Here is a 23,920-nt window from a genome sequence, read left to right as displayed (position 1 = left end):
GTCAGTTCTCCCCCCTGATCTCCAGTGTGCAGCACTTGGGGCCCCCGCCTGCCTTGCGCAGCTCCGACAGCTCGACGGGGATCACCTCGTACCCACGTCGCTTGAGCTCCAACTGCAGGTCCGACGCCTCGGCGTTGATGACCACGTTCGTGCCGTCGCTGACCGCGTTGAGCCCCAGCACCTCGGCGTCCTCGGCGGTCGCGAGCACCGCGTCGGGGAACATCGCGCGCAGCACCTCGCGGCTGCCCGCGGAGAACGCTTCCGGGTAGTAGACGACGTTGCGCCCGTCCAGCGGGAACAACGCCGTGTCCAGGTGGTAGAACCGCGGGTCGACCAGCGTCAGCGAGATCACCGGGCGGCCCAGGTATTCCTGCGCCTCCTGGTGGGCGGCCACGTCCGTGCGGAAGCCCGTGCCGGCCAGGATGACCTCGTCCAGCGTGAGGAAGTCGCCCTCGCCCTCGTTGACGTGCCGCGGCTCCAGCGTCGGGTAGCCGCGCTCGGCGAACCAGCGCAGGTAGGCCGGGCCTTCGGCGCCGCGCTGCGGGTAGGCGAACCTGGCGCCGTAGACGCGCCCGCCCGCGACCAGCGCGCCGTTGGCGGCGAACACCATGTCCGGCAGCCCCTCGATCGGGTCGATCAGGCTCACCTGGTGCCCGAGCTCCTCGTACGCCGCTTTCAGGCCCTCCCACTGCCGGACCGCCACGTCGCGGTCGGCGCCGGTCTCGGGGTGCATCCACGGGTTGATGGCGTACTCGACCGTGAAGTACTCCGGACGGCACATGAGGAAGTGTTTGGGCATGCAGTTCTCCGTCGAGGTTTATGGGTGGATATCCCATTCAGAGGGGACGGAGACAGCCTAAGAACGCATGTTTCCGCAGGCCAAGGGCTTGACATTGCGTGTCCGCGCGGGTCTGTTGCGTCTCTCGGCCGCGAGGGCGCGATCTATTGCGTACGGGCTCCTGGAGGGGTGTCCACCAGCCGCGACAGCACGATGGAGCTCTTGGTCCGCACCACGAACGACTCCGCCGCGATGCGCTCGATCACCCGCTCCACATGCCGTACGTCCGTGGCCCTGATGTGCAGCAACGCGTCCGCCTCGCCGGTGATCGTGGCCGCCGCCACCACCTCGGGGTGCCTGGCCACCGCCAGCGCGATGTCCGATGGCTTGGTCTTTCCCTGGCAGAACAGCTCCACGTAGGCCTCGGTCGTCCACCCGAGCGCCTGCGGCGCCACCCGCGCGCTGAACCCGGTGATCGCCCCGCTCTCGCGCAGCCGGTCCACCCGCCGCTTGACCGCCGACGCGCTCAGTCCCACCTGGTGGCCGATCTCCGCGTAGGTCGCGCGGGCGTCGTCGACGAGCGCCGCGATGATGTCACGATCGAGCCGGTCCAGTTCCACGCGCCTTGTATACCGCTTGACCTGGCTGGCGCGCGACGAGCGGCGCGCGGGAGACTGGACGCTCTGACGTTCACGGAGGCATTCGCCGTTATGAGCTCCACCGATAAGACTACCGCGACCTTCCCCGAGGGATTCATTTGGGGAGTGTCGACCTCGGCCTTCCAGATCGAGGGCGCCACGTCCGCAGCCGGTCGCGGCCTTTCCATTTGGGACACCTTTTCCGCCGACCGTGCCGAGGCGTGCGACCATTACCACCGCTATCGCGACGACGTGCGGTTGATGAAGGACCTGAGAATGGCCGCCTACCGGTTCTCGGTGAGCTGGACGCGGGTGTTCCCCGACGGATCCGGCAAGCCGAACCAGGCCGGGCTCGACTTTTACGATCGGCTGCTCGACGAGCTGCTCGGCGCGGGTATCACGCCTTATGCCACGCTTTACCACTGGGACCTGCCGCAGGCTTTGGAGGACGCCGGCGGCTGGCCGAACCGCGATACCGCCCACCATTTCGCCGAATACGCCGCCGCCGTTCACCAGCGGCTCGGGGATCGGGTCGGCACGTGGTTCACGGTGAACGAGCCGTGGGTGGCGGCCTTTCTCGGCTACGGCTCCGGAATTCACGCGCCAGGCCGGAAATCGGCCGCCGACGCTTTTCTGAGCGCCCATCATCTGCTGCTCGCGCACGGGCTCGGCGCCCAGGCCCTGCACGCGGCCGGCGCGGCGAAGGTGGGTGCCTTGGTCAACGTCTCGCCCGTCCTGACCCCCGCCCAGGTGAGCGACTTCGGCAGGGCGCTCACGGAAGAGGACGCCGAGGCCGTGGCCAGGATCGACACCCTGGCCAACCGGCAGTTCCTGGAGCCGATGCTGCGCGGCGCCTACCCGGCGGAGCTGCTGCCGATCATCGACCGCACCACCGGGCTCGGCCACGTGCGCGACGGCGACCTGGAGCTCATCGCCCAGCCCGTCGACCTGCTCGGCGTCAACTACTACTCCCCTCTGGTCGTGCAGGCGCAGCCCAGCGAGCCCGCCGACCCGTCCTTCCCGGGCAGCGAGGGCGTGCTGTTCTGCACGGTCCCGACAGCGGTCACCGCCATGGGCTGGCCCATCGTCCCCGGCTGCCTGTCCCTGCTGCTGCGGCGCCTGGCCACGGAGTTCCCCGAGACCGACCTGATGATCACCGAGAACGGCGCCGACTTCGTCGACGTGGTCACCGGTGACGGCATCCACGACCAGGACCGCATCAGCTTCATAGAAGAGCACCTGCGTGCCGTGCGCGCGGCCATCGAGGCAGGCGCCAGAGTACGCGGCTTCCTCGTCTGGACGCTGCTCGACAACCTCGAATGGGCCGACGGCTACCAGCGCAAGTTCGGCCTCGTCCACGTCGACTTCGCCACGCAGCGGCGGCGGGTCAAGGACAGCGCGCTGTGGTACCGCGACGTCATCAGGCGCAACGGCCTGATCGAGACCCGCCCCAAGCGCCCCACCCTGGAGACCGTGGCCGCCCGCGCCGGCGTCTCCAGGGCCACGGTCTCGCGCGTGGTCAACGGCGAGGGGTCGGTGAGCACCGAGGTCCGCGCGGCGGTGCTGCAGGCGGTCAAGGAGCTGGGGTACGTCCCCAACGCGGCCGCCCGCAGCCTGGTCACCCAGCGCACCAACACGATCGCGCTGGTCCTGTCCGTCCCCAGGCAGGGCGGCGACCATTTGACGGCCGCCGTCGTCCAGTACGTCACCAGCATGCTCGAGGGCGCGGGCAAGCAGATCACCCTCATGGTCGCCGACACGGCCGAGAGCCGGCGGCGCATCGTCCAGCACGTGGAGGCGCGGCTGGTCGACGGCGTCGTGCTGCTGCCGCCCGACAGGGGCGACACACTGGCCGAGCGGCTCTCCGGCACCGGCGTGCCGATCGTGCTGCTCGGCAAGCCCCAGATCGCCTCGATGGTGCCGTACGTGGACGTGGACAACGCCGGCGGCGCGCAGGCCGCGACCGAGTACCTGCTCGCCCGCGGGTGCCGCCACATCGGCATGATCTGCGGCCCCATGGACCTGGTCGCCGCGCAGGACCGGCTGGCCGGCCACCGGGCGGCACTGCGGCGCGCCGGGCGGCAGCCTTTCCTGGCGCCCGCGGACCTCAGCCGGTCGTCCGGCGCGGCCGCCACCCGGCAGCTCCTGGAGGACCATCCCGCGCTGGACGCCGTCTTCGCCGCCGGCGACCAGCTCGCGATCGGGGCGCTGCAGGCGGCGCGGGAGGCCGGGCGGCGGGTGCCGGAGGACCTGGCGGTCGTGGGCTTCGACGACATCGACGCCGCCTCGGCCACCACGCCCGGGCTCACCACCGTCCGCGTGCCCGTCGCCGACCAGGCGCTGGCGGTGGCACGGTTGCTGCTGTCCCGGCTGGAGGGCCGCCACACCGAGTCCGTCGTGCTGCCGACCCGCCTCGTGATCAGGGAGTCCGCCTGAGCCGCACGCGGTCAGGAGCGGGTGCGGCGGCGCGTGACGATGCGCTCGGCCCAGCTCGCCGCCTCCGGATCCCGCAGCCCCTCCACCACGCCCCCGAGGTACGCGGTGGCCAGGCTGTCGAAGCCGCTGTCCAGCCGGCGCAGGCGGCCGGCCTTGCGGCGGTCCACCGCCTGGAGATATTGGGCGATGCTCTCCGCGTATCCAGCGTCGCGCTGGTAGGCGGCCTGGGCGGCGGCGCAGGCCGTAGCCTCGGCGTCGCGTTTGGCCCGGAACTCGCGCAGCCGGCGGTCGTTCGGATTGTGCATCCGGCGTCCCAGGTCGGCGGCGATGAGGGCGGTGGCGATCAGCAGGGCCAGCAGCAGGATCATGGTGGGCAGCTGGCCCACGCCCTCCGAGGTCGGCCCGATCTCCTGCCCGTCCACGACCAGCGGCTTGACCAGCGCGTCCCGGCGCAGGACGGCCACGGCCACGATGAGGCCGAGCCACACGAGCGCCACCCCGATCAGCAGCCACCGGCCCTTGGCCGAGCTGCCGTGCTCCTGCCAGGCCCGGAACGCCCTGCCGTACATATGCGGCGCCACCAGCATGATCAACGCGGCGCCGGCGGCGAGCAGCGCGGTCATCGCGACACTGTCGCCCCAGCTCAGGATGACCTGGTAGAGGATCGGCACCTCGACGATCACCAGCAGTGATAACAGCAGCGCGGCGGGCAGCCAGCGGCGGATGAGCGGCCAGTGGCTGCCGGAGATCGCGATGGAGCTGGGCCGGCCGTCGCCGGGCCGCCTGCTCGGCTGCTCCAGCTCCGTGACCCGGCGCTGGCTGTCCTCCAGGGCCTTGCGCGCCTCGGCGAACGTGCGCTGCGACTCGGCGAGCCTGATCTTCTGGGACTCGAACTCGGCGCGCGCCCGCTGGAGCTCCTGCTCGCTGCGCTCGTCGAGCTCGGCCAGCTCCGCCAGCCGCTCGTCCTCCAGCTCATGGAAGCGAGGCACGCTGCCGGTCTGCAGCGTGAGCGTGTCGATCTGGCCCTCGGCGGCGTGCGTACGGCCCAGCTCGCGTTCTTCGCCGCGCCGCTGCGGCCAGTCGGGCAGGTGGTAGAGGTCGCCGTCGTACGCGACGGCAGGCGTGATGCGGGTGACCTCGCCAGGCTCGAAGGATTCGGCCTGTTTCCGGCGAACGAAGCGCATCGGGCCTCCAACAGCGGATCCTGCTTCGATGCTAACCGCGAGTTCGAGACCGTGGAGTCCCGCAGCGGCCGCGGCGGGACTCCACAGGGCAGGCGTCAGGAAGTCGAGAAGGTGAACCAGTTGACGTTGACGAAGTCGGCGGGCTGCCCGCTGCTGAAGGTCAAGTACACCGTGTGCGTCCCGGTCACTCCCGAGATGTTGGCCGGCACCGTACGCCAGCTCTGCCACCCGCCTGTGTTGGCGATGGCGAAGTCGCCGATGGGCGCGGCCGTGGGGCTGTCCAGCCGCACCTGGACCAGCCCGCTCACCCCGGCGGCCGCCCCGGAAGCCACCCTGGCCCTGAACTGCCGGGCCGCCTGGGTGCCGAAGTCGACGCCGTCGTAGCGGAGCCAGTCGCCGTTGGAGATCGCGCCGACGTTCTGCCCGCCGCCGGTGTCGGTGGTCGTTTCGACGATGGTGCCGGACTGGGCCTGGTAGCGCTCGGCGTGGATGGTCGAACGCGCGTCGACGCCTCCCGGAGGATCGGTCGGGCCGGAGCCGGTGCCGCTCTGCCACACCGCCACGTAGTCCACCATCATGGGCCGGCCCGGCACGGTCGCCGCCGTCGGCGTCTGGCCGCCGAGAGCGTTGGGGAACGCCCCGCCCATCGCCACGTTGAGCAACAGGAAGTAGCCCGCGTGGCCGGTCATGCCGGTCCAGGTCGCCGCGTCGAACTGAGCCTGGCTCACGCTGTGGAACTGCTGGCCGTCGACGTACCACCGCAGTTGGTTGGGGCTCACGCTGCGGTCCCACTCGAAGCGGTAGGTGTGGTAGGCCGACTGGCAGGTCGAGCCGGGGCAGGTGCGGCTGGCGCCCAGCCCGGTGGTCTCGTTGCACGGCCCGCCCGGGTTGACGCCGCAGTGGAGCACGCCCCAGACGGAGTTAATGCCGTTGACATTCTCCATGATGTCGAACTCGCCGATGCCCGGCCAGTTCCAGTAGTTCCCGCGATAGGGCGACCCGAGCGCCCAGAACGCCGGCCAGTAGCCGAGCGCGGCGTCGCCGGTCACGTTCGGCATCTGGATCCGGCCTTCGATGCGCAGGATGCGCCCGTCGGCGGGCTTGAAGTCGGCCCGCCTGGTCTCGATGCGGGCTGAGGTCCACTCGCCGGAGCCGCTGCGCAGGGGCGTGATCCGCAGGTTGCCCGAGCCGTCGAGACTGAGGTTGGCGGTGCTGGAGGTGTAGTTCTGGACCTCGCCGGTGCCCCAGTTGGCCGGTCCGCCAGGGTACGAGTGCCCGGTGTCGATGATCCAGTTGTTCGACGAGGGGAGGGTGCCCGCGGCACCGTTGAAGTCGTCGGACCAGACCAGCGACCAGCCGGACGGGGTGGGCGGGACGGCGGCCGAGGCGCTGACGGCCGCCTGGACGAGCAGGCCCGTGAGTGCGGTGAGCACCACGGCCACCAACGCCAGGCGACGCCTGCGCCCGATTGCTGTTGTCATCGTCGCTCCATGGGGGGTGCGGAACGCTTGAGAGAGCGCTCTCTCAAGGTGAGCACAGCCTTTACGGGCTGTCAACATTCCCGCAAGAGCGTGCGGCAGCGCGGCATTGGAGAGCGTTTTCAGCCGGTGGGCTCAGAGCAGGTCCACCGTGGTCGCGCCCGCCGACTCGAACGCCTCCCGCCAGAACCCTTCGAGCAGCGGGAACCGGTCGGGGCTCGACGTCTTCTCGCGCAGGAAGCCGTGGACGACCACGCTGTAGCCCGTCATGTCGGGCAGCAGCCGGGCGTCCCGCAGTTGCTTGATCTTCTGTTCGCGGGCGCCCTCGCTCAGGTCCAGCTTGTTGATGTTCAGGTCGCCCCGGTTGTTGATCAGGTCGCTGAACACCATGATCTGATGCGCCTTGTCCGCTTGCCGCTGCGCGCTGAGCTGCTTGACCAGGTAACGCAGGGCTCCCAGCACATCCGACCCCTCGCCATCCGCCGGGCAGTCGAACAACGTGAGCGCCCTCGGCAGCACCTCCTTGATGCGGTGCGCCCGGACGCGGTCCTCGACGACGGGATTGTCATTGGGGTTCTCGGCCTGGGTGGCGGCGATGGGCACCGGGTCCTGGCGGCACGTGCTGCTCTCCGAGCTTCCCGTGACGGCCGCGAACCCGATCCAGTCACAGCCCTGGGCGAAGGGCGGCAGCTTGGAGGTGACGTCGTTCCTGGAGGTGGCGGGATCGGCATAGCTGGTGGAATCCACGATCACACCGCAGACGGCACGGGCCTCGGTCCCGCACCCCGTCATCCCGGCCGTGAGCAGCGGCAGCGCCGCCAAGGCCGCCATCACCCGGCGCGCGGCCCCCGGCCGCCGCCACGGGGTCCCCTCGCCACCCTCGTGCTCCGCCCTCACACGCCCTCCTGTCGCCGCTCCGAGGTCCCGCCACCGTCTGTGTCATCCGAAGCGTTCGCGACGGTCCCGGTGTCTGAGGCGTTCCGGGCGTCCGGGGTGTTTCCGGCGTACGAAGCGTTCCGGGTTTCCAGGGCGTCTCCGGCGTCCGAGGCGTTCCGGGTGTCCGGGGCGGTCGCAGTGTCCGAGGCGTCGTGGTCGTCTGGGGCGGGGCCGTCGGCCGAGGCGTCGTGGTCGTCTGGGGCGAGGCCGTCGGCCGATTCATCCGCGCGGGGCGGGGAAATCTGGCGCCGCGGCTCGCCGGTCAGCTCCCGTGGCATGACCTCCGCATGCCACACCTCGATCCGGTCCTCGACCTCACGCAGGATCCGCCCGATCTCATCCCGTCCCGAGATCGCCGTAGGCGTGTCACCGGTGGCCGCCTGGGCGATGACCTCGCCCTTCCACAGGGACGGGATCTCCTCCTTGCGCGGGTGCGCCCGTAACACGCCGCCCTTGTAGGCGGCGATGAGCTGCTCGGCCCTGGCGTGCACCGCCTCCACCTCGTGGTCGCGCTCCATCAGCGCGCTCTCCCACTCCTGGGTGAGGTGCTCGATGCGGGCCCTGGCCCGCTGCACGTCGGTGTTCGTCTCCTCGACCAGGGCCCGCCGCCGCGCCTCCACCCGCCGCGCCCTGGCCTCCTCGATCGAGATGAACCCGTCCTCTTCTCCGGCGGGGGAGTGCCCGTTGACGTGGGCGGCCGGCTCCGGCCGTGTGTCGCTCCTGCCCAGCTCCCGCAGGATCGCCTCGCGCGCCCCCAGCGCCCGCTCCAGCAGCGCCGTACGGGTGGCCGCCAGCCGCCGGTCGACCTGGGTGATCTGCTCGCGGGCCCGGGCGCGGATCTCCGTGACGTACGCGGGCTGGAAGTCGGGATCGGTGAACTCGCCCAAGGGGTGCTGCCGGGCGTCCCGCATGCCCTGGCGATGCGCCTCCTCGCGCTCGGCCAGCGGATCGCCCCGCTTGAACAGCCGCGACAAGAACGCCATCCCGCGTCTCCTGGCTCCGGTCCGGACCGGAGCCCCGGCCCGAGTGTCCTGAATCCCCAGACTAAGCGCTCACTGCCCGGGATGGCGGACTCGCACGCCTTGTGCGATACCGGTGCGATAAGACGTACGGCGCCGCACGAGACGTGCGGCGCCGTAGAGGAGAAGGAAAACCTCAGCCCTTTTCGGCCTCGCCGGTGGCCTGCTCCAACTGGTCCTCCGGGGAGGCCTCCAGGTCCTGTTCGGCGTCGGCGCCCGCCTGGGCGGAGGCCTTGTCGAGGCGGACCCAACTGGTCACGCTCTCCACCGCGAACAGCACGAACAAGTACGCCGTCAGCACCGCCAGCACGGGCGTCAGCACATCGAGGGCCGCGCCGACGCCGATGATCAGCAGCCGCACCTCCCAGCCGAGCCCCGCGTGGAACACCCAGGCGGGCGGCCAGATGCTCTGCCGGGTCCGGTAAACGGTGTCGTAGGTGTGGTAGCCCACGACGTACACCAGCACGAACAGCAACCACTTCGGCGCATCGGCCGCGAGGCCGATCACGATCACGGTGAGGAACTCGGTGCCGCGCAGCAGCGGCGGCGTGAGCCAGTCGAAGCGCCCCAAATGGTTACGTGGCGCCGTGGGCAGGATCAGCAGCAGGGCGATCGCCACAGGCAGCAACAGGATCGGGCCCGGCTGGAGCAGCCCCGTGGCCGTGATGGCGATCACGGCCAGGAGGGCGGCGAGCGTGGCCGGCACGGGCGGCAGGCCCGGGCCCAGCCGGCCGGCCAGCGCGTGGACGAGGGGGCCGTCGTCGCGATAGGCGAGCAGGCGGGCGGTCTGGATGCGGCGGCGTTCCTCGTCGGGGTCCGGCGTGGGGGTTGCCATGGCCTGCGGTTGGGTGATCATACGAGCGACCTCATGAGGCGTCCGGTGAGAGTGTAGGCGGCGGCGACGGAGCCCCAGATCACCAGCGTGAGGAAGGTGACCCGGGCGTCGAAGAAGGCGGCGGTGATCGCGATGGCCGCGAACCGCTCGCCGATGGGGAACACGATCATCTTGCGCGCCCAGTGAACGGCGCGGAACTTGCCCGCCTTGGTCCACATCTTGAGCACGCCCCGCAGGCCCTGGCTGCGCTCCACCTTGCGGCGTACGAGCGCCTGGCGCAGATCGCGGTCGTCGGGGGCGTCCAGCGCCACCGTGGGCAGCTTGGCGGGCGGCTTGCGCCGGTTGGCGACGCCGAAGGAGAAGTCGAGCAGGTGACGCACCGACTGCAGGCCGAGTGCCGCCAGCGCCAGGATCCAGATGCTGTCGCTGTTGCCGGAGACCACCCAGCCGATGGACAGGCCGGCGAAGACCACGTATTCCTTGAACCGGTCGAACGTGGCGTCCAGCCAGGCCCCCAGCACGCCGAACTTGCGGGCGTAGCGGGCGACCTGCCCGTCGACGCAGTCGAAGACGAACGCGAAGTAGATCAGCACGCCGCCCAGCACCATCCACGGGCGGTCGCCGGTGGCGAAGCAGACGGCCGCGGCCACGCCGAGCGCGATCGAGATCAGCGTCACCTGGTTGGGCGTCAGCCCGCGACGGGCCGCCCAGCGGGCGATGTAGCGGGAGTAGGTGGAGACGAAGTAGGTGGTGAAGAAGCCGTCGGCGCCCTTGACCGCGTTGTTGAGCCGGGCGCGGTCCTCGTCCATGCCGGCCATCTCGGCCCCGGCCTCGTTGACCTCCTCCTGGGTCGTGACCCGGCGGTAGAACAGGTCGCGGCGGCCGCGGATGCCGACCGACACGCCGTTGCGCACCAGGCCGAACACGACGAGCTGCACCAGGTCGTCGTCCGCGCCGAAGGTGTGGGCCATGGCGGCGAGCTGCCGGCAGGTCTCCGCCAGCACGGGCGCGTTGCGCGCGCTGATGTGCAACGGGCCGAGCATCACCGCGTTGGGCCGGGTCACGCCGTGATGCGCGGTGCCCACCGACACCACGCGGGATTTGCCGACGCGAGCGCGTACGGGCAGTCCCTCGACGCGGCTGAGCCCGATCTCCGGTTCGGCCTCGTCGATCGGGACGCTGTCCTCCTGAGCCTCCTCCTCGGCGGTCTCCGGACGCGGCTCTTTCGCCACGAGCGCCAGCGCGCCGCGCTTGGTCTTGGTGATCTGGTAGATCAGCTCGTCGTGGACGACGGAGTTGTCCGGAATGATGAGCAGGCTCTCCGTTGCGGACTCCGCGACGTCGGCCAGGGCACGAAGGGCGGCGGCCACGTCGCCTGTCGCGATCGTGGCGAGCTGCGGATCCAGGGAGGATAGCTGGCTGCGCAGCCGCTCGGCCACGGTCGGTTCGCCGGGCAGCGCGGCCAGCCTCAGGCCGGTCGGAGAGGTGTCGGGGCCGGGCGAGGCGCCCAGCAGGACCACGCGGGTCATGACTCCCTTTCAGGCAGTAAGCGGGGGGTTGAACAACGGGTAATGCGGGACAGACGTAAAAGTGTAGTGAGGGTCACGCAAAGTCGCGTCAACAGAGCATGCCCGTAACGCCCTCCCCGCCGGTATAGCGCGTGGCCGTAAGATGTCCGAGTGAGTCTCTACCGTGACGAAGGCGTGGTTCTGCGTACGCAGAAGCTCGGCGAGGCCGACCGCATCGTCACGATCCTGGCCAAGCGCACCGGCAAGATCCGCGCCGTCGCGAAGGGCGTGCGCAGGACGACGTCGCGCTTCGGGGCCAGACTGGAGCCGTTCACGCACGTCGACCTGCAGCTTCACACCGGCCGCACGCTCGACGCCGTCACCCAGGCGGAGACGATCAGGCCCTACGGCGAAGGGCTGGCTGGCGACTATCCCCGCTACACCGCGGGCAGCGCGATGCTGGAGACGGCCGACCGGCTGACGCACGGGGAGAAGGAGCCGGCGCTGCGGCAGTTCCTGCTGCTGGTGGGCGGGCTGCGCACGCTCGCCGACCGGGAGCACGAGGCCAGGCTGGTGCTGGACGCCTACTTCCTGCGCTCCCTGGCGGTGGCCGGCTACGCGCCCGCGCTGGACGCGTGCGCCAAGTGCCGGGCGCCGGCGATCAGGGCGTTCGCCATCGTCGCCGGAGGCGTGGTGTGCGGGGCGTGCCGCCCGGCCGGCTCCGCCGTACCCGCGGGGGAGACGATCGGGCTCATGACGGCGCTGCTGCGCGGCGACTGGGCCACCGCCGACGCCTCTGAGGCGCGCCATCGCAACGAGTGCAGCGGCCTTGTGGCCGCTTATCTGCAATGGCACCTCGAACACGGAATACGCTCTCTCCGACACGTCGAAAGGGAGCCCGTGTGAACGTACGACCTCCGTCCCCGCATCCGTCCGGCGCGACGCCGCCGCCGATCCCGCGTGACCTGGTGCCCCGGCACGTGGCCATCGTCATGGACGGCAACGGCCGCTGGGCCAAGGCGCGCGGCCTGCCCCGCACCGAGGGGCACAAGGCAGGCGAGGCCTCGCTGTTCGACGTCATCGAGGGCGCTCTGGAGCTGGGGGTTCCCTATCTGAGCGCGTACGCGTTCTCGACGGAGAACTGGAAGCGCTCACCCGACGAGGTGCGCTTCCTCATGGGCTTCAACCGCGACGTGATCAGGCGGCGGCGCGACGAGCTCAACGCCATGGGCGTGCGCGTGCGCTGGGCGGGCAAGCCGGGGCGGCTGTGGAAGAGCGTCATCTCCGAGCTGCAGACCGCCGAGGAGATGACCGTCTCCAACCGCAAGCTGACGTTGCAGTTCTGCGTCAACTACGGCGGGCAGGCCGAGATCGTCGAGGCGGCGGTCAAGCTGGCCGGGGACATCGCGGCTGGCCGGATCAAGCCGTCCAAGGTCAACGAGAAGGTGTTCGCCCGCTACCTGGACGAGCCGGAGATCCCCGAGGTGGACCTGTTCGTGCGGTCTTCGGGCGAGCAGCGGTTCTCGAACTTTTTGCTGTGGCAGTCCGCGTACGCCGAGATGGTGTTCCTGGACCGGCTGTGGCCGGACTTCGACCGCAGGGACCTGTGGGAGGCGTGCGAGATCTACGCCAAGCGCGACAGGCGCTATGGCGGGGCGGTCCCCAACAAGGTCTGACCAAGGGGGCGTCAGTACGGCGGCCACTGCGGGGGTTTCTTGCGTAGGACGATCTGGGCACTGCTCCTCGTGCCGTTACTGCTGCTGACCGCCTGCACGGGCAGCCGGCGGGTCTCGGCGGCCGAGTTCGAGCTCCGGGCGCGCGAGGTTCAACATCTCGGGGAGGAGGGCGGCGCCGGTTACGTCGCCCAGGCCGACCATCCGGACACCACGATGGCCCGCATCGCCCTGCGTCCGACCTGGGTAGGCATCCTCGACTTCCAGAATCGCCTCCCGGAGGTCATGGGCGGGTGAAGCGCGGCTTCCCGGGAAGCCGCTGTCAGGCGCGGCGGCGGGCGCGGTAGGCGGCGACGTGCATGCGGTTCCCGCACGTGCGGCTGTCGCAGTAGACCCGGGACCGGTTGCGGGACTCGTCGACGAAGACCCGCTCGCAGTCCGGGGCCGAGCACGTGCGCAGGCGCTCGGCCTCGCCCTCCACCAGCAGGTGCGCCAGGGCCACCCCGCAGTCGGCGGCCACGTGCTCGGCCAGCGAGGCGTCCGTGGCGAAGTAGTGGACGTGCAGCGCGTGGCCGTCGTGCTCTGTGAGCCGGGGGGTGATGCGGGTCTCGGACAGCAGCGCGTTCAGGGTGCGTACGGCGGTCGCCTGGTCGGGGGCCGTGAAGACGCGGTGGAACGCCTCGCGGACCATCCGCACCTGCCCGAGGTCGCGCGGCGTGAGCCGGCCCACGCCGCTGACCTGGCGGGACTCGACGAACGCCCGCAAGTCGGCCAGGCCGGCCAGGCCCTCCTCGCCGCCTGTGGAGGGCGAGGTGTTGACAAGGTCGACAACGGTCGCCAAAGAATGCACCATGTCATGGCCAAACGGCATGTTGACTCCTGTCCGCGCCGGGATCTAGCGTGGTCGAACTGTATCTGGTGTGTGGGCGTTCGGGGGTTTCTGTGAGTGCACATCGCCGTATCGTGCTGATAGCGGTCATCGGTGCGCTCGTCATCTCCACCTCCGGCCCCTTGGTCCGGCTCTCCGATGTATCGCCGGCGACGTCCGCGTTGTTCCGCTGCGCGTACGCCGTGCCGCCGATGCTCCTGCTGGCCTGGCTGGAGCGGCGCAGGCTGGGCCCGCTGCCGTTCCGAGGCGTGGCCGTCGCCTGGGTGGCGGGCGTGACGTTCGCGCTCGACCTGCTGTTCTGGCATCACGCCATCGACTACGTGGGCGCGGGGCTGGCGACCGTGCTGGGGAACCTGCAGGTGTTCATCGTGGCGTTCGCCGCGTGGGCGCTGTTCCGGGAGCGGCCGTCGGCGCGGCTGATGGTCGGCACCCCCGTGGTGTTCGGCGGGGTGGTGCTGATCTCCGGGGTGTTCGACAGCGCCGCGTACGGCAGCGATCCCGTCATGGGGGTGCTCGCCGGGATCGCCACTTCCGTCGCCTACGCGGCGTTCCTGCTCCTGATGAAGGGCGGCTCCGACCGGGCCGCGGGGCCGCTCGCGCACGCGACCGTCGTCGCCACCGTGATGATCGCGGTGCTCAGCCCCCTGTTCGGGGGCGCCGACTTCACGCCGAGCTGGCCGGCGCACGGGTGGCTGCTGCTGCTCGCGCTCGGCCCGCAGGTGCTCGGGTGGTCGCTGATCAGTTTTTCGCTGCCCAGACAGCCGGCCGCGCTCACCGCCCTGCTGCTGCTCATCCAGCCCATGACGACCGTGGCGCTCTCGGCGGCCGTGCTCGGCGAGCGCCCGTCTCCGTGGCAGCTCGCCGGGTGTGCGGTGATCGTGCTGGGCGTGTTGTACGGCTCCCGCCGCCCTCAGCCCACCTTGGCCGACGCCGAGCAGGAGGAGCACGTGCCGAAGACCTCGACCGTGTGAGTGATCTCGGTGAAGCCGTGCTCGCCGCCGACCGCCTCCGCCCAGCGCTCGACCGCCGGCCCGGCCACCTCCACGGTGTGCCCGCAACGGCGGCACACCAGGTGGTGGTGATGGGCGTCGCTGGCGCACGCCCGGTAGACGGACTCGCCGTCGTCGGTGCGCAGCACGTCGACCTGGCCGCCGTCGGCCAGTGCCTGCAGCGCGCGGTAGACGGTGGTCAGGCCGATCTTGGCGCCGTGCAGGCGCATCTCGGCATAGACGTCCTGCGCGCTGCGGAAACCCTCGCTCCTGCGGAGGGTGTCGTGCACGGCATCGCGTCTGGTCGTCATGCGACCTCCTTGACGCGCATCCCTGGTCGCTGGCTCAATGATGACTCCTCGGTACGGCCTCGCCGTACGAATCTACCGACCCCGAGGGCCAGGACGAAGCCGGCGAGGGCAAGAAGCACGATCGTGGCCCCCGGAGGCACCTTCGCGGACACGGTCGAGACGAGCAACCCGCCCACAGAGGCCAGCACCCCGAACAGCATGGCCAGCGCCATCGTCGTGCGGAACCCGCGAGTGAGCTGCTGGCTCGTCGCCACCGGGATCACCATCAGCGCGCTGACCAGCAGCAGGCCGACCACGCGCATGGCGATGACGACGGTGAGCGCGGCCGTGACGGCGATCAGCAGGCTGAGGAAGCGCACCGGCAGGCCGCTGGCCCTGGCCATCTCCTCGTCCTGGCAGAGCACGAACAGCTCCCTGCCGAAGATCACGACCACCGCGATCACGGCGGCGGCCAGTGCGCCGATGATCCAGATGTCCTGCGGCGTGACGCTGGCGATGGCGCCGAACAGATAGGAGTTCAGCTTGGCGTTGCTGCCGCCGGGCGCGATGGCCATGAGCATGACGCCGCCCGCGATCCCCCCGTAGAACAGCAGCGCCAGCGCCACGTCGCCGCTGGTCCGCCCGCGCGCCCTGACCAGCTCGATGGCCACGGCCCCGATGACGGCCACGATCACGGCGGTCAGCACCGGCGCCGTGCCGGTCAGGAAACCCAGCGCCACGCCGGTCAGCGCCACGTGGCCGACACCGTCGCCCAGCAGCGCCAGCCGGCGCTGCACGATGAACGTCCCCACCGCGGGCGCGCACAACCCCACCAGCAGTGCCGCCACCAGCGCGAGCTGGAAGAGGCTCTCCTGGAGCAGCTCGAATATCACCTTGGTTCCCCCTGCCACCCGGTGAGCGGTCCCGGTACGGTCTCCACGGCATGCGGATGCTGGTGGTCGTGACCGGGCCGCGCGCACTCGCCTTCGGGGCGCGGCGGCGGGCCGTCGTGCGCGACGCGCCCCTCGCGGATCACGACGCCGCGCGTGATGAGCGGCTCCAGCGGGCCCAGCTCGTGCGCGACCAGCACCACCGTCTTGCCCCCGAGCACCAGCCCCGACAGCGTGTCGGCGAGCAACTGCTGCGTCTCCGCGTCCACGCCCGCGGTCGGCTCGTCCATCACGTACGTGTCCGGCTCCCCGGCCAGAGCGCGCGCGATGAGCACCCGCTGCTGCTGGCCGCCGGACAGCGACTGAACGGGGTCACCGGCGCGGTCGGCCAGCCTGACGGCCTCGAGCGCCGCGGCCACCGCCGCCTTGTCGGCCGCGCTGGTCCAGCGGAGCCGGCGCTGCCGGGCGATGCGGCCCGAGGCCACGACCTCTCGTACGGTGGCCGGCACGCCGCCGCCGACCTGGAGCCGCTGCGGCACGTAGCCGATGCGCCACCACTCGCGGAACTTGGCGGGCGGCGTGCCGTACACCGATGTCGTGCCGCCGCTCAGCGGCGTGAGCCCGAGCAGTGCGCGGACCAGCGTCGACTTGCCCGAGCCGTTGGCGCCCAAAAGGGCAACGACCTCCCCGGTGCGGACGGTCAGGTCTATCCCTCGAAGGACGGGCTTGCCATCGAAGGAGACCCGGCCACCGGTCATCGCGAAGGCCGTTTCACTCATGCAGTACACCCCAGTGCAGATTGTAGGGTTTTGAGGTTATCGCGCATGGCGGACAGGTAGTCCCCGGAGGGCTTGCTCTCCAGCGGGTCGAGCACGGCCGTCTTCGCGCCGACCTCGTTCGCGAGCACCTCGGCCACCTTCGGGCTGACCAGGGATTCGGTGAAGATCGTGGTCACGCCCTCGGTCTTGGCCAGCTTGGCGACCTCGGAGATGCGCGCCGGCGACGGCTCGGTCTCGGGGTCGAGCGTGATGCCGACCTGCTTGAGCTTGTAGCGGTCGGCCAGGTAGCCGAACGCCTCGTGCGCGGTGACCAGCGTCTTGGTCTTGCACGAGCTCAGGCCCTTGGTGAACTCCTGGTCGAGGGCGCCGAGCGCAGCCGCCGTCTTGGCGGCGCGGTCCTTGTACGCCTGCGCGTGCGCGGCGTCGGCGGCGGCCATGCGCTCGCCGAGCTTGGTGGCGACGGTGGCCAGGCGGGAGGGGTCGAGCCAGATGTGGGGGTCGTAGGAGACCTCCTCCTCGTGGGCGTGCCCCTCTTCCTCCTCCGCGTGATCCCCGGCCGGAAGCGTGGTGACGGCGGTGGCGGCGTCGAAGCTCTTGGCCTGGTCGACCGCGTCGTCCACGGCCGGTTGCACGCCCTTGATGTAGACGGTGAGGGCGGCGTCCTTGATCTCGGAGACCTGCTGGAGGCCCAGCTCAAGGTCGTGCGGCTCGACGCCGGGCGCGGTCAGCGTCGTGATCTGCACGTCGGATCCCCCGACCTGCTCGGTCAGCCACTGGAGCGGATAGAAAGCGGCGACCACATTCGGCTTGCCGCCGGACGCGGCGCTCTCGGTGGTCTCGGCGGTCTCGGCCGAGCCTGAGCCGCAGGCAGCAAGGGTGAGCAGGGTGGCTCCGGCCAGCAGACCGGCAGCACACGACCGGGAAAATCCTGACATCATGTGAGTCAGTATGCGTCAAAATGAAAACGGTTGTCAAAATCCAGCCCGCCTCCACGGAGTGGAGGCCATGAACACAGCGGCGTTGGGCGACCGAGCCCGCCTCCACGGAGTGGAGGCCATGAGCAGGGATGCCGGACGGCGCACGGGGGCTCTGTGACGCCGTCCGGTGGGCCGCGTCCAGCGACCCGCCCGCACGTGAATCACGCGCGGCATCCCGCCATCACCCCGGTGGGCGTGCGACGGCAGAGCCATTGCCGGCGCCCGGAGTGATGTTCAGTCGCCGCTCGCCCGCGTAGACGTTCATCGAGTCGCCCCGCAGGAACCCGATGAGCGTCAGCCCCTCCTCCGCGGCCAGCTCGACCGCCAGCGAGGAGGGCGCGGAGACGGCGGCGAGCACGGGGATCCCGCCCATGACGGCCTTCTGCACCAGCTCGAACGACGCCCGCCCGGACACCATCAGCACGGTGCCCCGCAGCGGGAGCCGCCCGTTCCTGAGCGCCCAGCCGAGCAGCTTGTCCACGGCGTTGTGCCGCCCGACGTCCTCGCGGACGCACAACGGCTCGCCGTCGGCCGTGAACAGGCCGGCGGCGTGCAGGCCGCCGGTCCTGTCGAACACCCGCTGGGCCGCACGCAGCCGGTCCGGCAGGCTCGCCACGGTGGTCTGCCGGAGCTCGACGGGGTCGTCGGCGGCGCTCCAGCGGGCCACGGTGCGCACCGCCTCCAGCGACGCCTTGCCGCAGACGCCGCAGGAGGAGGTGGTGTAGAAGTTGCGCGGCGCGGGCGGCGTGACGCCGGGCGCGAGGCGTACGTCGAGGACGTTGTAGGTGTTCCCGCCGTCCACGGTCGCGCCGGCGCAGTAGCGGATCGTGGCGATGTCGTCCGCCGCGCCCACGGCACCCTCGCTGACCAGGAATCCGGCGGCCAGGTCGAAGTCGTCACCCGGGGTCCGCATGGTGACCGTCAGCGGAGTCCCGTCGAGGCGGATCTCCAGCGGCTCCTCGGCGGCCAGCGAGTCGATCTTGGGCGTACGGGCGGCGGCCTTGACCCGCAGGATGCGCCGCTTGACGGCGACCCTGGACATCAACGGCCCCTAGACATAGCCGTACCCGAAGCGGCCCTTGACGCACAGGTTGCCCTTCGTGACCGGGTTGTCGTGCGGCGACGTCACCTTGACGATCTTGTTGTCCTGCACGTGCAGGGTCAGGTTGCAGCCGACCCCGCAGTAGCTGCAGATCGTCGTGGTCTCGGCCTGCTTCGACTCGTCCCAGGTGCCCTCGGCCCGCATGTCGAACTCGGTCTTGAACGACAGCGCGCCGGTGGGGCAGACCTCGACGCAGTTGCCGCAGTAGACGCAGGCCGAGTCGGTGAGCGGGGCGTCGAACTCCGTGGAGATCGTCGCGTCGAAGCCCCGGCCCGCGACGGCGATGGCGAAGGTGTTCTGCCACTGGTCGCCGCAGGCGTCCACGCACTTGTAGCACAGGATGCACTTGCTGTAGTCGCGTACGTAGAGGTCGTTGTCCACCTTGGCGGGCTGCTCGACCGTGGCCGCGTCGTCGCCGAACCTGGCGGGGTCAGCGCCGTACTCCTCGGCCCACTCGGCCGCCCGAGGGGTGGTGGACAGGTCAACCGAGGAGCCGAGCAGCTCCAGCACGACCTTGCGGCTCTGCCTGGCGCGCTCGGTCTCGGTGCCGACCTTCATGCCCTGCTCGGCCTTCCTGGAGCAGGCCGGCGCCAGCGTCCTGGCGCCTTCCACCTCCACGACGCAGACGCGGCAGGCGTTCTTCGGGGTGAGCGTGTCGCCGTAGCAGAGGGTCGGGACGTCCTTGCCCGCCGTGTGGCAGGCGTCGAGGATCGTCGAGCCCTCGGGAACCCGTACGGCCTCGCCGTCGATCTCGACGTCGATGAGCCGCCGGGGCGGCTGGAGCGGGATCATTTGAACACTCCCAGGCGGTCGATGGCCGATTCGACGGCGTTCCAGGCGGTCTGTCCGAGGCCGCAGATCGAGGCGTCGCGCATGGTCTGGCCGACTTCGCGCAGCAGCACGAGATCGCTGTCGTCGACCCGGCGCGAGAGCCGGTGCAGGGCCTCCTCCTGGCGTACGGTGCCCACCCGGCAGGGCACGCACTGGCCGCACGACTCGTCGCGGAAGAACTCCGCGATGCGCAGCAGCAGCCGTTTCAGGTCCACGGTGTCGTCGATGACGAGCACCACGCCGGAGCCGAGCGTCGCGCCGGCGTTCCTGGTGCCCTCGAAGGTGAGCGGGATGTCCAGGTCGGTGACGAACGCCCCGGCCGCGCCGCCCAGCAGCACCGCCCTGGTGGTGCCGGTGGTCCCCGTCATGTCCAGCAATTCCCGCAACGTGGTGCCGAAGGTCAGCTCGTACACGCCGGGCCGCTCGACCGCGCCCGAGACGCAGAACAGCTTGGGCTCGGCCGCCGCGTACGCCTGCGCTCCGCGCTCCAGGATCGGCAGCACGTTGACCAGCGTCTCGACGTTGTTGACCACGGTCGGCTTGCCGAACAGGCCCTTCTCCACGGGGAACGGCGGCTTGCTGCGCGGCTCGCCGCGGTGCCCCTCGATCGAGTTGAAGATCGCGGTTTCCTCGCCGCAGATGTACGCGCCCGCGCCCCTGCGCAGCTCGATGTCGAAGGACAGGCCCTTGCCGAGGATGCCGTCGCCGAGCAGCCCTCGCGCGCGGGCGGTCGCGATCGCGTGCTGGAGGCGGGCGGTCGCCCGGGGGTATTCGCCCCTGATGTACAGGTATCCCTTGGTGCAGCCGGTGGCGTAGGCGGCGATCGTCATGGCCTCGACCAGCGCGTACGGGTCACCTTCCATGATGACCCGGTCCTTGAACGTGCCGGGCTCGCTCTCGTCGGCGTTGCACACCAGGTAGTGCGGATGGTCGGGCTGGCGGGCGGTGGCGTCCCACTTGCGGCCGGTCGGGAAGGCCGCCCCGCCCCTGCCGACCAGGCCGGACTCCAGCACCTCGCGGATCACCCCGGCCGGGCCCAGCTCGAACGCCCTTCTGAGCGCGGTGTAGCCGCCGGCCGCCCGGTAGTCGTCCAGGCTGGCGGGATCGACCGTGCCGACCCGCCTGAGCAGCACCAGCCCGTCCTGGCCGGCCTGCGGCACGGCCGCCTTGACCGGGGTCTCGCCGGTGACGGTGACGCTCGGCGCGCTGCCGTTGGAGCTAGGCGGGGCCTCGGTCACGGTGGTGATCGTGTCGGGGGTCGCCGGGGCGTACACCTGGGCGCCGGGCGGCTGCCCGGCCTCCAGGGCGAGCGCCGCCGGGGCCCGCTCGCACATGCCCAGGCAGGGGCTCTCGTGCCACGCCGTCCCCGGCGGGCCGAACCGCTCCAGCGCCCGCTTGCGTACGTCCTCCGCGCCCTTCGCCTGGCAGGCCAGGTCCGTGCACACGTGCAGCACCCGCTTGGGCCGCGGCTCCATCGAGAACAGCGAGTAGAACGTCGCCACCCCGTACGCCTCGGCGGGCGGCACGGTGAGCCGGCGGCAGATGTAGTCGAGCGCGCCCTCGCTGATCCACCCCACCCGGTCGTTGACCGCGTGCAGCACCGGCAGCAGCAGGTCGCGCTGGGGCTCGGCGCGGGCGGCGAAACGCAGGTCCGCCTCGGTCCTCGTGCCGCCCTCCCAGGCGGTGGCGGGCGGTCCGAGCAGGGCGTCGACGGCCGCGCGCTCCTCGTCGGACGGATCGGCGCCGCGGAATCTCAAGTCCATCGGGTCACCCGGCCTTGACGAGCTTCTCGACGCGTACGGCCGCCGCCTTGAACTCGGCCGTGCCCGCGATCGGGCAGGTCGCCTCGATCGTCAGCGCGTTGGTGTCCACCTCGTCAGGGAAATGCATGGTCATGAAGACCAGCCCGGGGCGCAACGCGGGATCGATGTACACCGGCGCGATCACCGTGCCGCGCCGCGAGCTGATGCGTACCTCCTCGCCCGCGACCACGCCGAGCCGCTCGGCGTCCTCCGGGCACAGCTCGATCGTCTCGCCCCGGCGCAGGGGAGAGGCGAACCCGGACGACTGCACCCCGGTGTTGTACGAGTCCAGCCGCCGGCCCGTCGTCAGCCGCAGCGGATATTCCTCGTCCAGCAGGTCCACCGGCGGTGAGTGCCGCAGCACCGCGAACGGCGCCGGGATGCCCCGCTTGACCGGATCGCTCTCCCACAGCCGCCCGTGCAGGTAGGGCGGTTCCAGTGCGTCCTCGGACGGGCACGGCCACTGGATGCCCTGCAGCTCCGCCAGCCGCTCGTAGGTCATGCCCCTGTGCTGCGGGGACAGCGCGCGCAGCTCGTTCCAGACCTCCTCGGCGCCGTCGTAGCGCCAGTCGTGGCCCAGCCTGCGGGCTATCTCGCACATGATCCAGATGTCGTCGCGGGCCTCGCCCGGCGGGTCCAGGGCCTTGCGCACCCGCTGGACCCGGCGCTCGCTGTTGGTGAAGGTGCCGTCCGCCTCGCACCAGGCGGCGCTGGCCGGGAGCACGACGTCGGCCATCTGGGCGGTCTTGGTGAGGAAGATGTCCTGCACGACCAGGTGGTCCAGCATGGACAGGCGCTTGATGCAGGCCAGCGAGTCGGCCTCGGACTGCACCGGGTTCTCGCCGATCAGGTAGCAGGTGGTCACCTTGCCCTCGGCCATCGCCTCCAGCATCTGGGTGAGGTTGTAGCCGTAGCGGGGCTGGATCTCCCGCCCCCAGGCGCTCTCGAAGCGCTGTCTGGTGTCCGGGTCGAGGATGTCCTGGAAGCCCGGCAGGCGGTTGGGGATGGCGCCCATGTCGCCGCCGCCCTGCACGTTGTTCTGACCGCGCAGCGGCGAAAGGCCCGAGCCGTAGCGGCCGACGTGGCCGGTCAGCAGGGCCAGGTTGATCAGCGCCCGTACGTTGTCCGTCGCGTTGTGGTGCTCGGTGATGCCGAGCGTCCAGCACAGCTGGGCGCGGTCGGCGCGGGCGTAGGCGTGGGCCAGCTCCCGGATGGCGGCCGCGGGCACGCCGGTGACCTGCTCGGCCACGCTCAGCGTCCACGGCTCGATGGACTCCTTGAACTCCTCGAACCCGACCGTGGCCCGCTCGATGAACGCCTCGTTGTGCAGCCCGGCGTGGATGATCTCCCTGGCGATCGCGTGGGCGAGCGGGATGTCGGTGCCCACGTTGAGCCCCAGCCACAGGTCCGCCCACTGGGCGGTGCCGGTGCGGCGCGGGTCCACGGCGAACATCCGGGCGCCGTTGCGGATGCCCTTCAGCACGTGCTGGAAGAAGATGGGATGGGCGTTGCGGGCCGCCGAACCCCACATCACTATGACGTCGGTGTCCTCCACCTCCTGGTATGAGGAGGTGCCTCCACCGCTGCCGAACACCGCCGACAGCCCCGCCACGCTCGGCGCGTGGCAGGTGCGGTTGCAGGAGTCCACGTTGTTGGTGCCGATCACCACGCGGGTGAACTTCTGCCCGACGTAGTTCATCTCGTTGGTGGAGCGGGCGCACGACAACATCGCGAAACTGTCGGGGCCGTGCCTGGAGACGTTGCGGCGAAAGCCCTCGGCCGCTCGCTCCAGCGCCTCATCCCATGTCGCTCTGCGCAGCACGCCGTTCTCGCGCACCAGTGGATGGGTCAGGCGGTCATAGCTCATGATCCCTCCATTCTGTATACAGACTACGGTATTCCGAGCTAGACCGCGCGGACAAGGTTCTCGTTGAGCAGGTCGCTCACCGCGTGGATCGCGCGCAGCGTCGGGACCTCGGCGCCGGTCAGGTCGGCCAGCTCGACCACCGCCGCCAGCAGCACGTCCAGCTCCAGCGGCTTGCCCTTCTCCAGGTCCTGGAGCGTGGAGGTCTTGTGCTCGCCCGCTTTCTCCGCGCCCCTCAGCCGGCGCTCGATGGAGATCCCCGGATCGCAGCCGACCCGCCCGGCCACCTCCACCGTCTCCCGCATCATGGCCACGACGAGCTCCCTGGCGCCGTCATGGCGGCAGATCCCGGCCATCGTCGCCCTGGCCAGCGCGCTGATCGGGTTGAAGGCGATGTTTCCCATGAGTTTGATCCAGACGTCGCGCCGCAGGTCGGGCTCGACGGGGCACTTCAGGCCGCCTGCGATCGCGGCCCGGCTGAAGGACAGGCAGCGCTCGGACGGCAGGCCGCTCGGCTCGCCGATGGAGAAGCGGGTGCCTTCCAGGTGGCGGATCACGCCTGGGTGTTCGATCTCGGTGGCGGCGTACACGACGCAGCCGATCGCCCGGTGCAGCGGCAGCGCGGCCGTCACCGCGCCGCCCGGGTCGACGCTCTCGATGCGGTAGCCCTCATAGGGGCCCTTGAGCCCGTGGAAGTACCACCACGGGATGCCGTTCTGCGCGGCGATGATGCTCGTGGTCTCGTGCAGGAGCGGCTGGATCATGGGGCCCGCGGAGGCGTAGCTGTTCGCTTTGAGGCCCAGGAAGACGTGGTCCACCGGGCCGACCTCGGTGGGGTCGTCGGTGGCATGGGGATGGGCGGTGAAGTCGCCCCTGGGGGTGAGCACCCGCACACCGGCGCGGCGTATCGCTTCCAGGTGCTCGCCTCTCGCGATGAGGTGCACCTCGACTCCCGCCCGGTGGAGGGCGGCCCCCACGTATGCGCCGATGGCGCCGGCGCCAAGAACAGCGACCTTCATGCT

23 protein-coding genes are annotated in these 23,920 nt (G+C 70.8%); 5 read left to right on the top strand and 18 right to left on the bottom strand.

Annotated features, from left to right (window positions below):
* Position 1: 1 nt before the first annotated feature.
* Both ddaH and ACTMTI_RS07365 read right to left on the bottom strand, forming a co-directional pair.
* The gene (gene ddaH / locus ACTMTI_RS07370) at positions 2–799 is read right to left on the bottom strand and encodes a dimethylargininase (protein WP_441119024.1); all 798 of its coding nucleotides are present in this window, start codon (positions 797–799) and stop codon (positions 2–4) included.
* 143 nt (positions 800–942) lie between these two features.
* Positions 943–1,398: an Lrp/AsnC family transcriptional regulator gene (locus tag ACTMTI_RS07365; protein WP_441119023.1), complete on the bottom strand. Its 456-nt coding sequence runs from the start codon at positions 1,396–1,398 to the stop codon at positions 943–945.
* A 90-nt stretch (positions 1,399–1,488) separates the two neighbouring features.
* Here ACTMTI_RS07365 and ACTMTI_RS07360 point away from each other — a divergent pair, with 90 nt between their 5' ends.
* Complete coding sequence (locus tag ACTMTI_RS07360; RefSeq protein ID WP_441119022.1) at positions 1,489–3,852, top strand: GH1 family beta-glucosidase; 2,364 nt, start codon at positions 1,489–1,491, stop codon at positions 3,850–3,852.
* An 11-nt stretch (positions 3,853–3,863) separates the two neighbouring features.
* Here the strand turns inward: ACTMTI_RS07360 and ACTMTI_RS07355 are convergent, their stop codons facing one another.
* The 6 genes from ACTMTI_RS07355 to ACTMTI_RS07330 form a co-directional block, all read right to left on the bottom strand.
* Complete coding sequence (locus ACTMTI_RS07355; protein WP_441119021.1) at positions 3,864–5,036, bottom strand: hypothetical protein; 1,173 nt, start codon at positions 5,034–5,036, stop codon at positions 3,864–3,866.
* A 95-nt stretch (positions 5,037–5,131) separates the two neighbouring features.
* The gene (locus ACTMTI_RS07350; protein WP_441119020.1) at positions 5,132–6,517 is read right to left on the bottom strand and encodes a glycoside hydrolase family 16 protein; all 1,386 of its coding nucleotides are present in this window, start codon (positions 6,515–6,517) and stop codon (positions 5,132–5,134) included.
* A gap of 132 nt (positions 6,518–6,649) precedes the next feature.
* Entirely contained in the window at positions 6,650–7,411 is a 762-nt protein-coding gene (locus ACTMTI_RS07345; protein ID WP_441119019.1) for a hypothetical protein, read from the bottom strand.
* Complete coding sequence (locus ACTMTI_RS07340; RefSeq protein ID WP_441119018.1) at positions 7,408–8,433, bottom strand: hypothetical protein; 1,026 nt, start codon at positions 8,431–8,433, stop codon at positions 7,408–7,410. The genes ACTMTI_RS07345 and ACTMTI_RS07340 overlap by 4 nt, the downstream gene beginning before the upstream one ends.
* Positions 8,434–8,605: 172 nt before the next feature.
* Positions 8,606–9,325 carry a DUF5941 domain-containing protein gene (locus ACTMTI_RS07335; RefSeq protein WP_441119017.1) on the bottom strand — a complete coding sequence of 240 codons (720 nt, stop codon included), beginning with the start codon at positions 9,323–9,325 and terminating at the stop codon, positions 8,606–8,608.
* Positions 9,322–10,833 (bottom strand): CDP-alcohol phosphatidyltransferase family protein, encoded by a 1,512-nt coding sequence (locus tag ACTMTI_RS07330; protein ID WP_441119015.1) that lies wholly within the window; start codon positions 10,831–10,833, stop codon positions 9,322–9,324. The genes ACTMTI_RS07335 and ACTMTI_RS07330 overlap by 4 nt, the downstream gene beginning before the upstream one ends.
* A gap of 150 nt (positions 10,834–10,983) precedes the next feature.
* On the opposite strand from ACTMTI_RS07330, the gene recO reads away from it, so the two are divergent.
* Genes recO through ACTMTI_RS07315 form a run of 3 tightly spaced genes read left to right on the top strand, consistent with a single transcriptional unit; the run spans position 10,984 to position 12,782 of the window.
* Positions 10,984–11,718, top strand: coding sequence for a DNA repair protein RecO (recO, locus tag ACTMTI_RS07325; protein ID WP_441119014.1), 735 nt, complete (start codon positions 10,984–10,986; stop codon positions 11,716–11,718).
* Positions 11,661–12,488: an isoprenyl transferase gene (locus ACTMTI_RS07320; protein WP_441119012.1), complete on the top strand. Its 828-nt coding sequence runs from the start codon at positions 11,661–11,663 to the stop codon at positions 12,486–12,488. Before recO ends, ACTMTI_RS07320 begins: the two co-directional genes overlap by 58 nt.
* 39 nt (positions 12,489–12,527) lie before the next feature.
* Positions 12,528–12,782, top strand: a complete 255-nt coding sequence (locus ACTMTI_RS07315; protein ID WP_441119011.1) for a hypothetical protein — start codon at positions 12,528–12,530, stop codon at positions 12,780–12,782.
* A 25-nt stretch (positions 12,783–12,807) separates the two neighbouring features.
* Here ACTMTI_RS07315 and ACTMTI_RS07310 read toward each other — a convergent pair whose 3' ends face one another.
* A complete protein-coding gene (locus ACTMTI_RS07310) occupies positions 12,808–13,335 on the bottom strand; it encodes a CGNR zinc finger domain-containing protein (protein WP_441119523.1) in 528 nt (175 codons plus the stop codon).
* 113 nt (positions 13,336–13,448) lie between these two features.
* On the opposite strand from ACTMTI_RS07310, the gene ACTMTI_RS07305 reads away from it, so the two are divergent.
* On the top strand, positions 13,449–14,345 hold the full coding sequence (locus tag ACTMTI_RS07305) for a DMT family transporter (protein ID WP_441119010.1): 897 nt from the start codon (positions 13,449–13,451) through the stop codon (positions 14,343–14,345).
* Here the strand turns inward: ACTMTI_RS07305 and ACTMTI_RS07300 are convergent.
* The 9 genes from ACTMTI_RS07300 to ACTMTI_RS07260 form a co-directional block, all read right to left on the bottom strand.
* A complete protein-coding gene (locus ACTMTI_RS07300; RefSeq protein WP_441119008.1) occupies positions 14,285–14,674 on the bottom strand; it encodes a Fur family transcriptional regulator in 390 nt (129 codons plus the stop codon). The two genes, ACTMTI_RS07305 and ACTMTI_RS07300, sit on opposite strands and share 61 nt — an antisense overlap.
* Positions 14,671–15,543 carry a metal ABC transporter permease gene (locus tag ACTMTI_RS07295; RefSeq protein ID WP_441119522.1) on the bottom strand — a complete coding sequence of 291 codons (873 nt, stop codon included), beginning with the start codon at positions 15,541–15,543 and terminating at the stop codon, positions 14,671–14,673. Before ACTMTI_RS07295 ends, ACTMTI_RS07300 begins: the two co-directional genes overlap by 4 nt.
* On the bottom strand, positions 15,543–16,322 hold the full coding sequence (locus tag ACTMTI_RS07290; protein WP_441119007.1) for a metal ABC transporter ATP-binding protein: 780 nt from the start codon (positions 16,320–16,322) through the stop codon (positions 15,543–15,545). Before ACTMTI_RS07290 ends, ACTMTI_RS07295 begins: the two co-directional genes overlap by 1 nt.
* Entirely contained in the window at positions 16,319–17,260 is a 942-nt protein-coding gene (locus ACTMTI_RS07285; RefSeq protein WP_441119006.1) for a metal ABC transporter substrate-binding protein, read from the bottom strand. Before ACTMTI_RS07285 ends, ACTMTI_RS07290 begins: the two co-directional genes overlap by 4 nt.
* Before the next feature lie 220 nt (positions 17,261–17,480).
* A complete protein-coding gene (gene fdhD / locus ACTMTI_RS07280; RefSeq protein ID WP_441119005.1) occupies positions 17,481–18,341 on the bottom strand; it encodes a formate dehydrogenase accessory sulfurtransferase FdhD in 861 nt (286 codons plus the stop codon).
* Between the two features lie 9 nt (positions 18,342–18,350).
* Positions 18,351–19,193 carry a 2Fe-2S iron-sulfur cluster-binding protein gene (locus tag ACTMTI_RS07275; RefSeq protein ID WP_441119003.1) on the bottom strand — a complete coding sequence of 281 codons (843 nt, stop codon included), beginning with the start codon at positions 19,191–19,193 and terminating at the stop codon, positions 18,351–18,353.
* Entirely contained in the window at positions 19,190–20,995 is a 1,806-nt protein-coding gene (locus ACTMTI_RS07270; protein WP_441119001.1) for an NAD(P)H-dependent oxidoreductase subunit E, read from the bottom strand. Before ACTMTI_RS07270 ends, ACTMTI_RS07275 begins: the two co-directional genes overlap by 4 nt.
* 4 nt (positions 20,996–20,999) lie before the next feature.
* Positions 21,000–22,901 (bottom strand): molybdopterin oxidoreductase family protein, encoded by a 1,902-nt coding sequence (locus ACTMTI_RS07265; protein ID WP_441118999.1) that lies wholly within the window; start codon positions 22,899–22,901, stop codon positions 21,000–21,002.
* 38 nt (positions 22,902–22,939) lie between these two features.
* On the bottom strand, positions 22,940–23,917 hold the full coding sequence (locus ACTMTI_RS07260; protein WP_441118998.1) for a 2-dehydropantoate 2-reductase: 978 nt from the start codon (positions 23,915–23,917) through the stop codon (positions 22,940–22,942).
* Between the last annotated feature and the right edge of the window lie 3 nt (positions 23,918–23,920).

This window comes from Nonomuraea sp. H19, assembly GCF_052068215.1.
GTDB lineage: Bacteria > Actinomycetota > Actinomycetes > Streptosporangiales > Streptosporangiaceae > Nonomuraea.
This window is presented reverse-complemented; position numbering and strand designations above follow the sequence as displayed.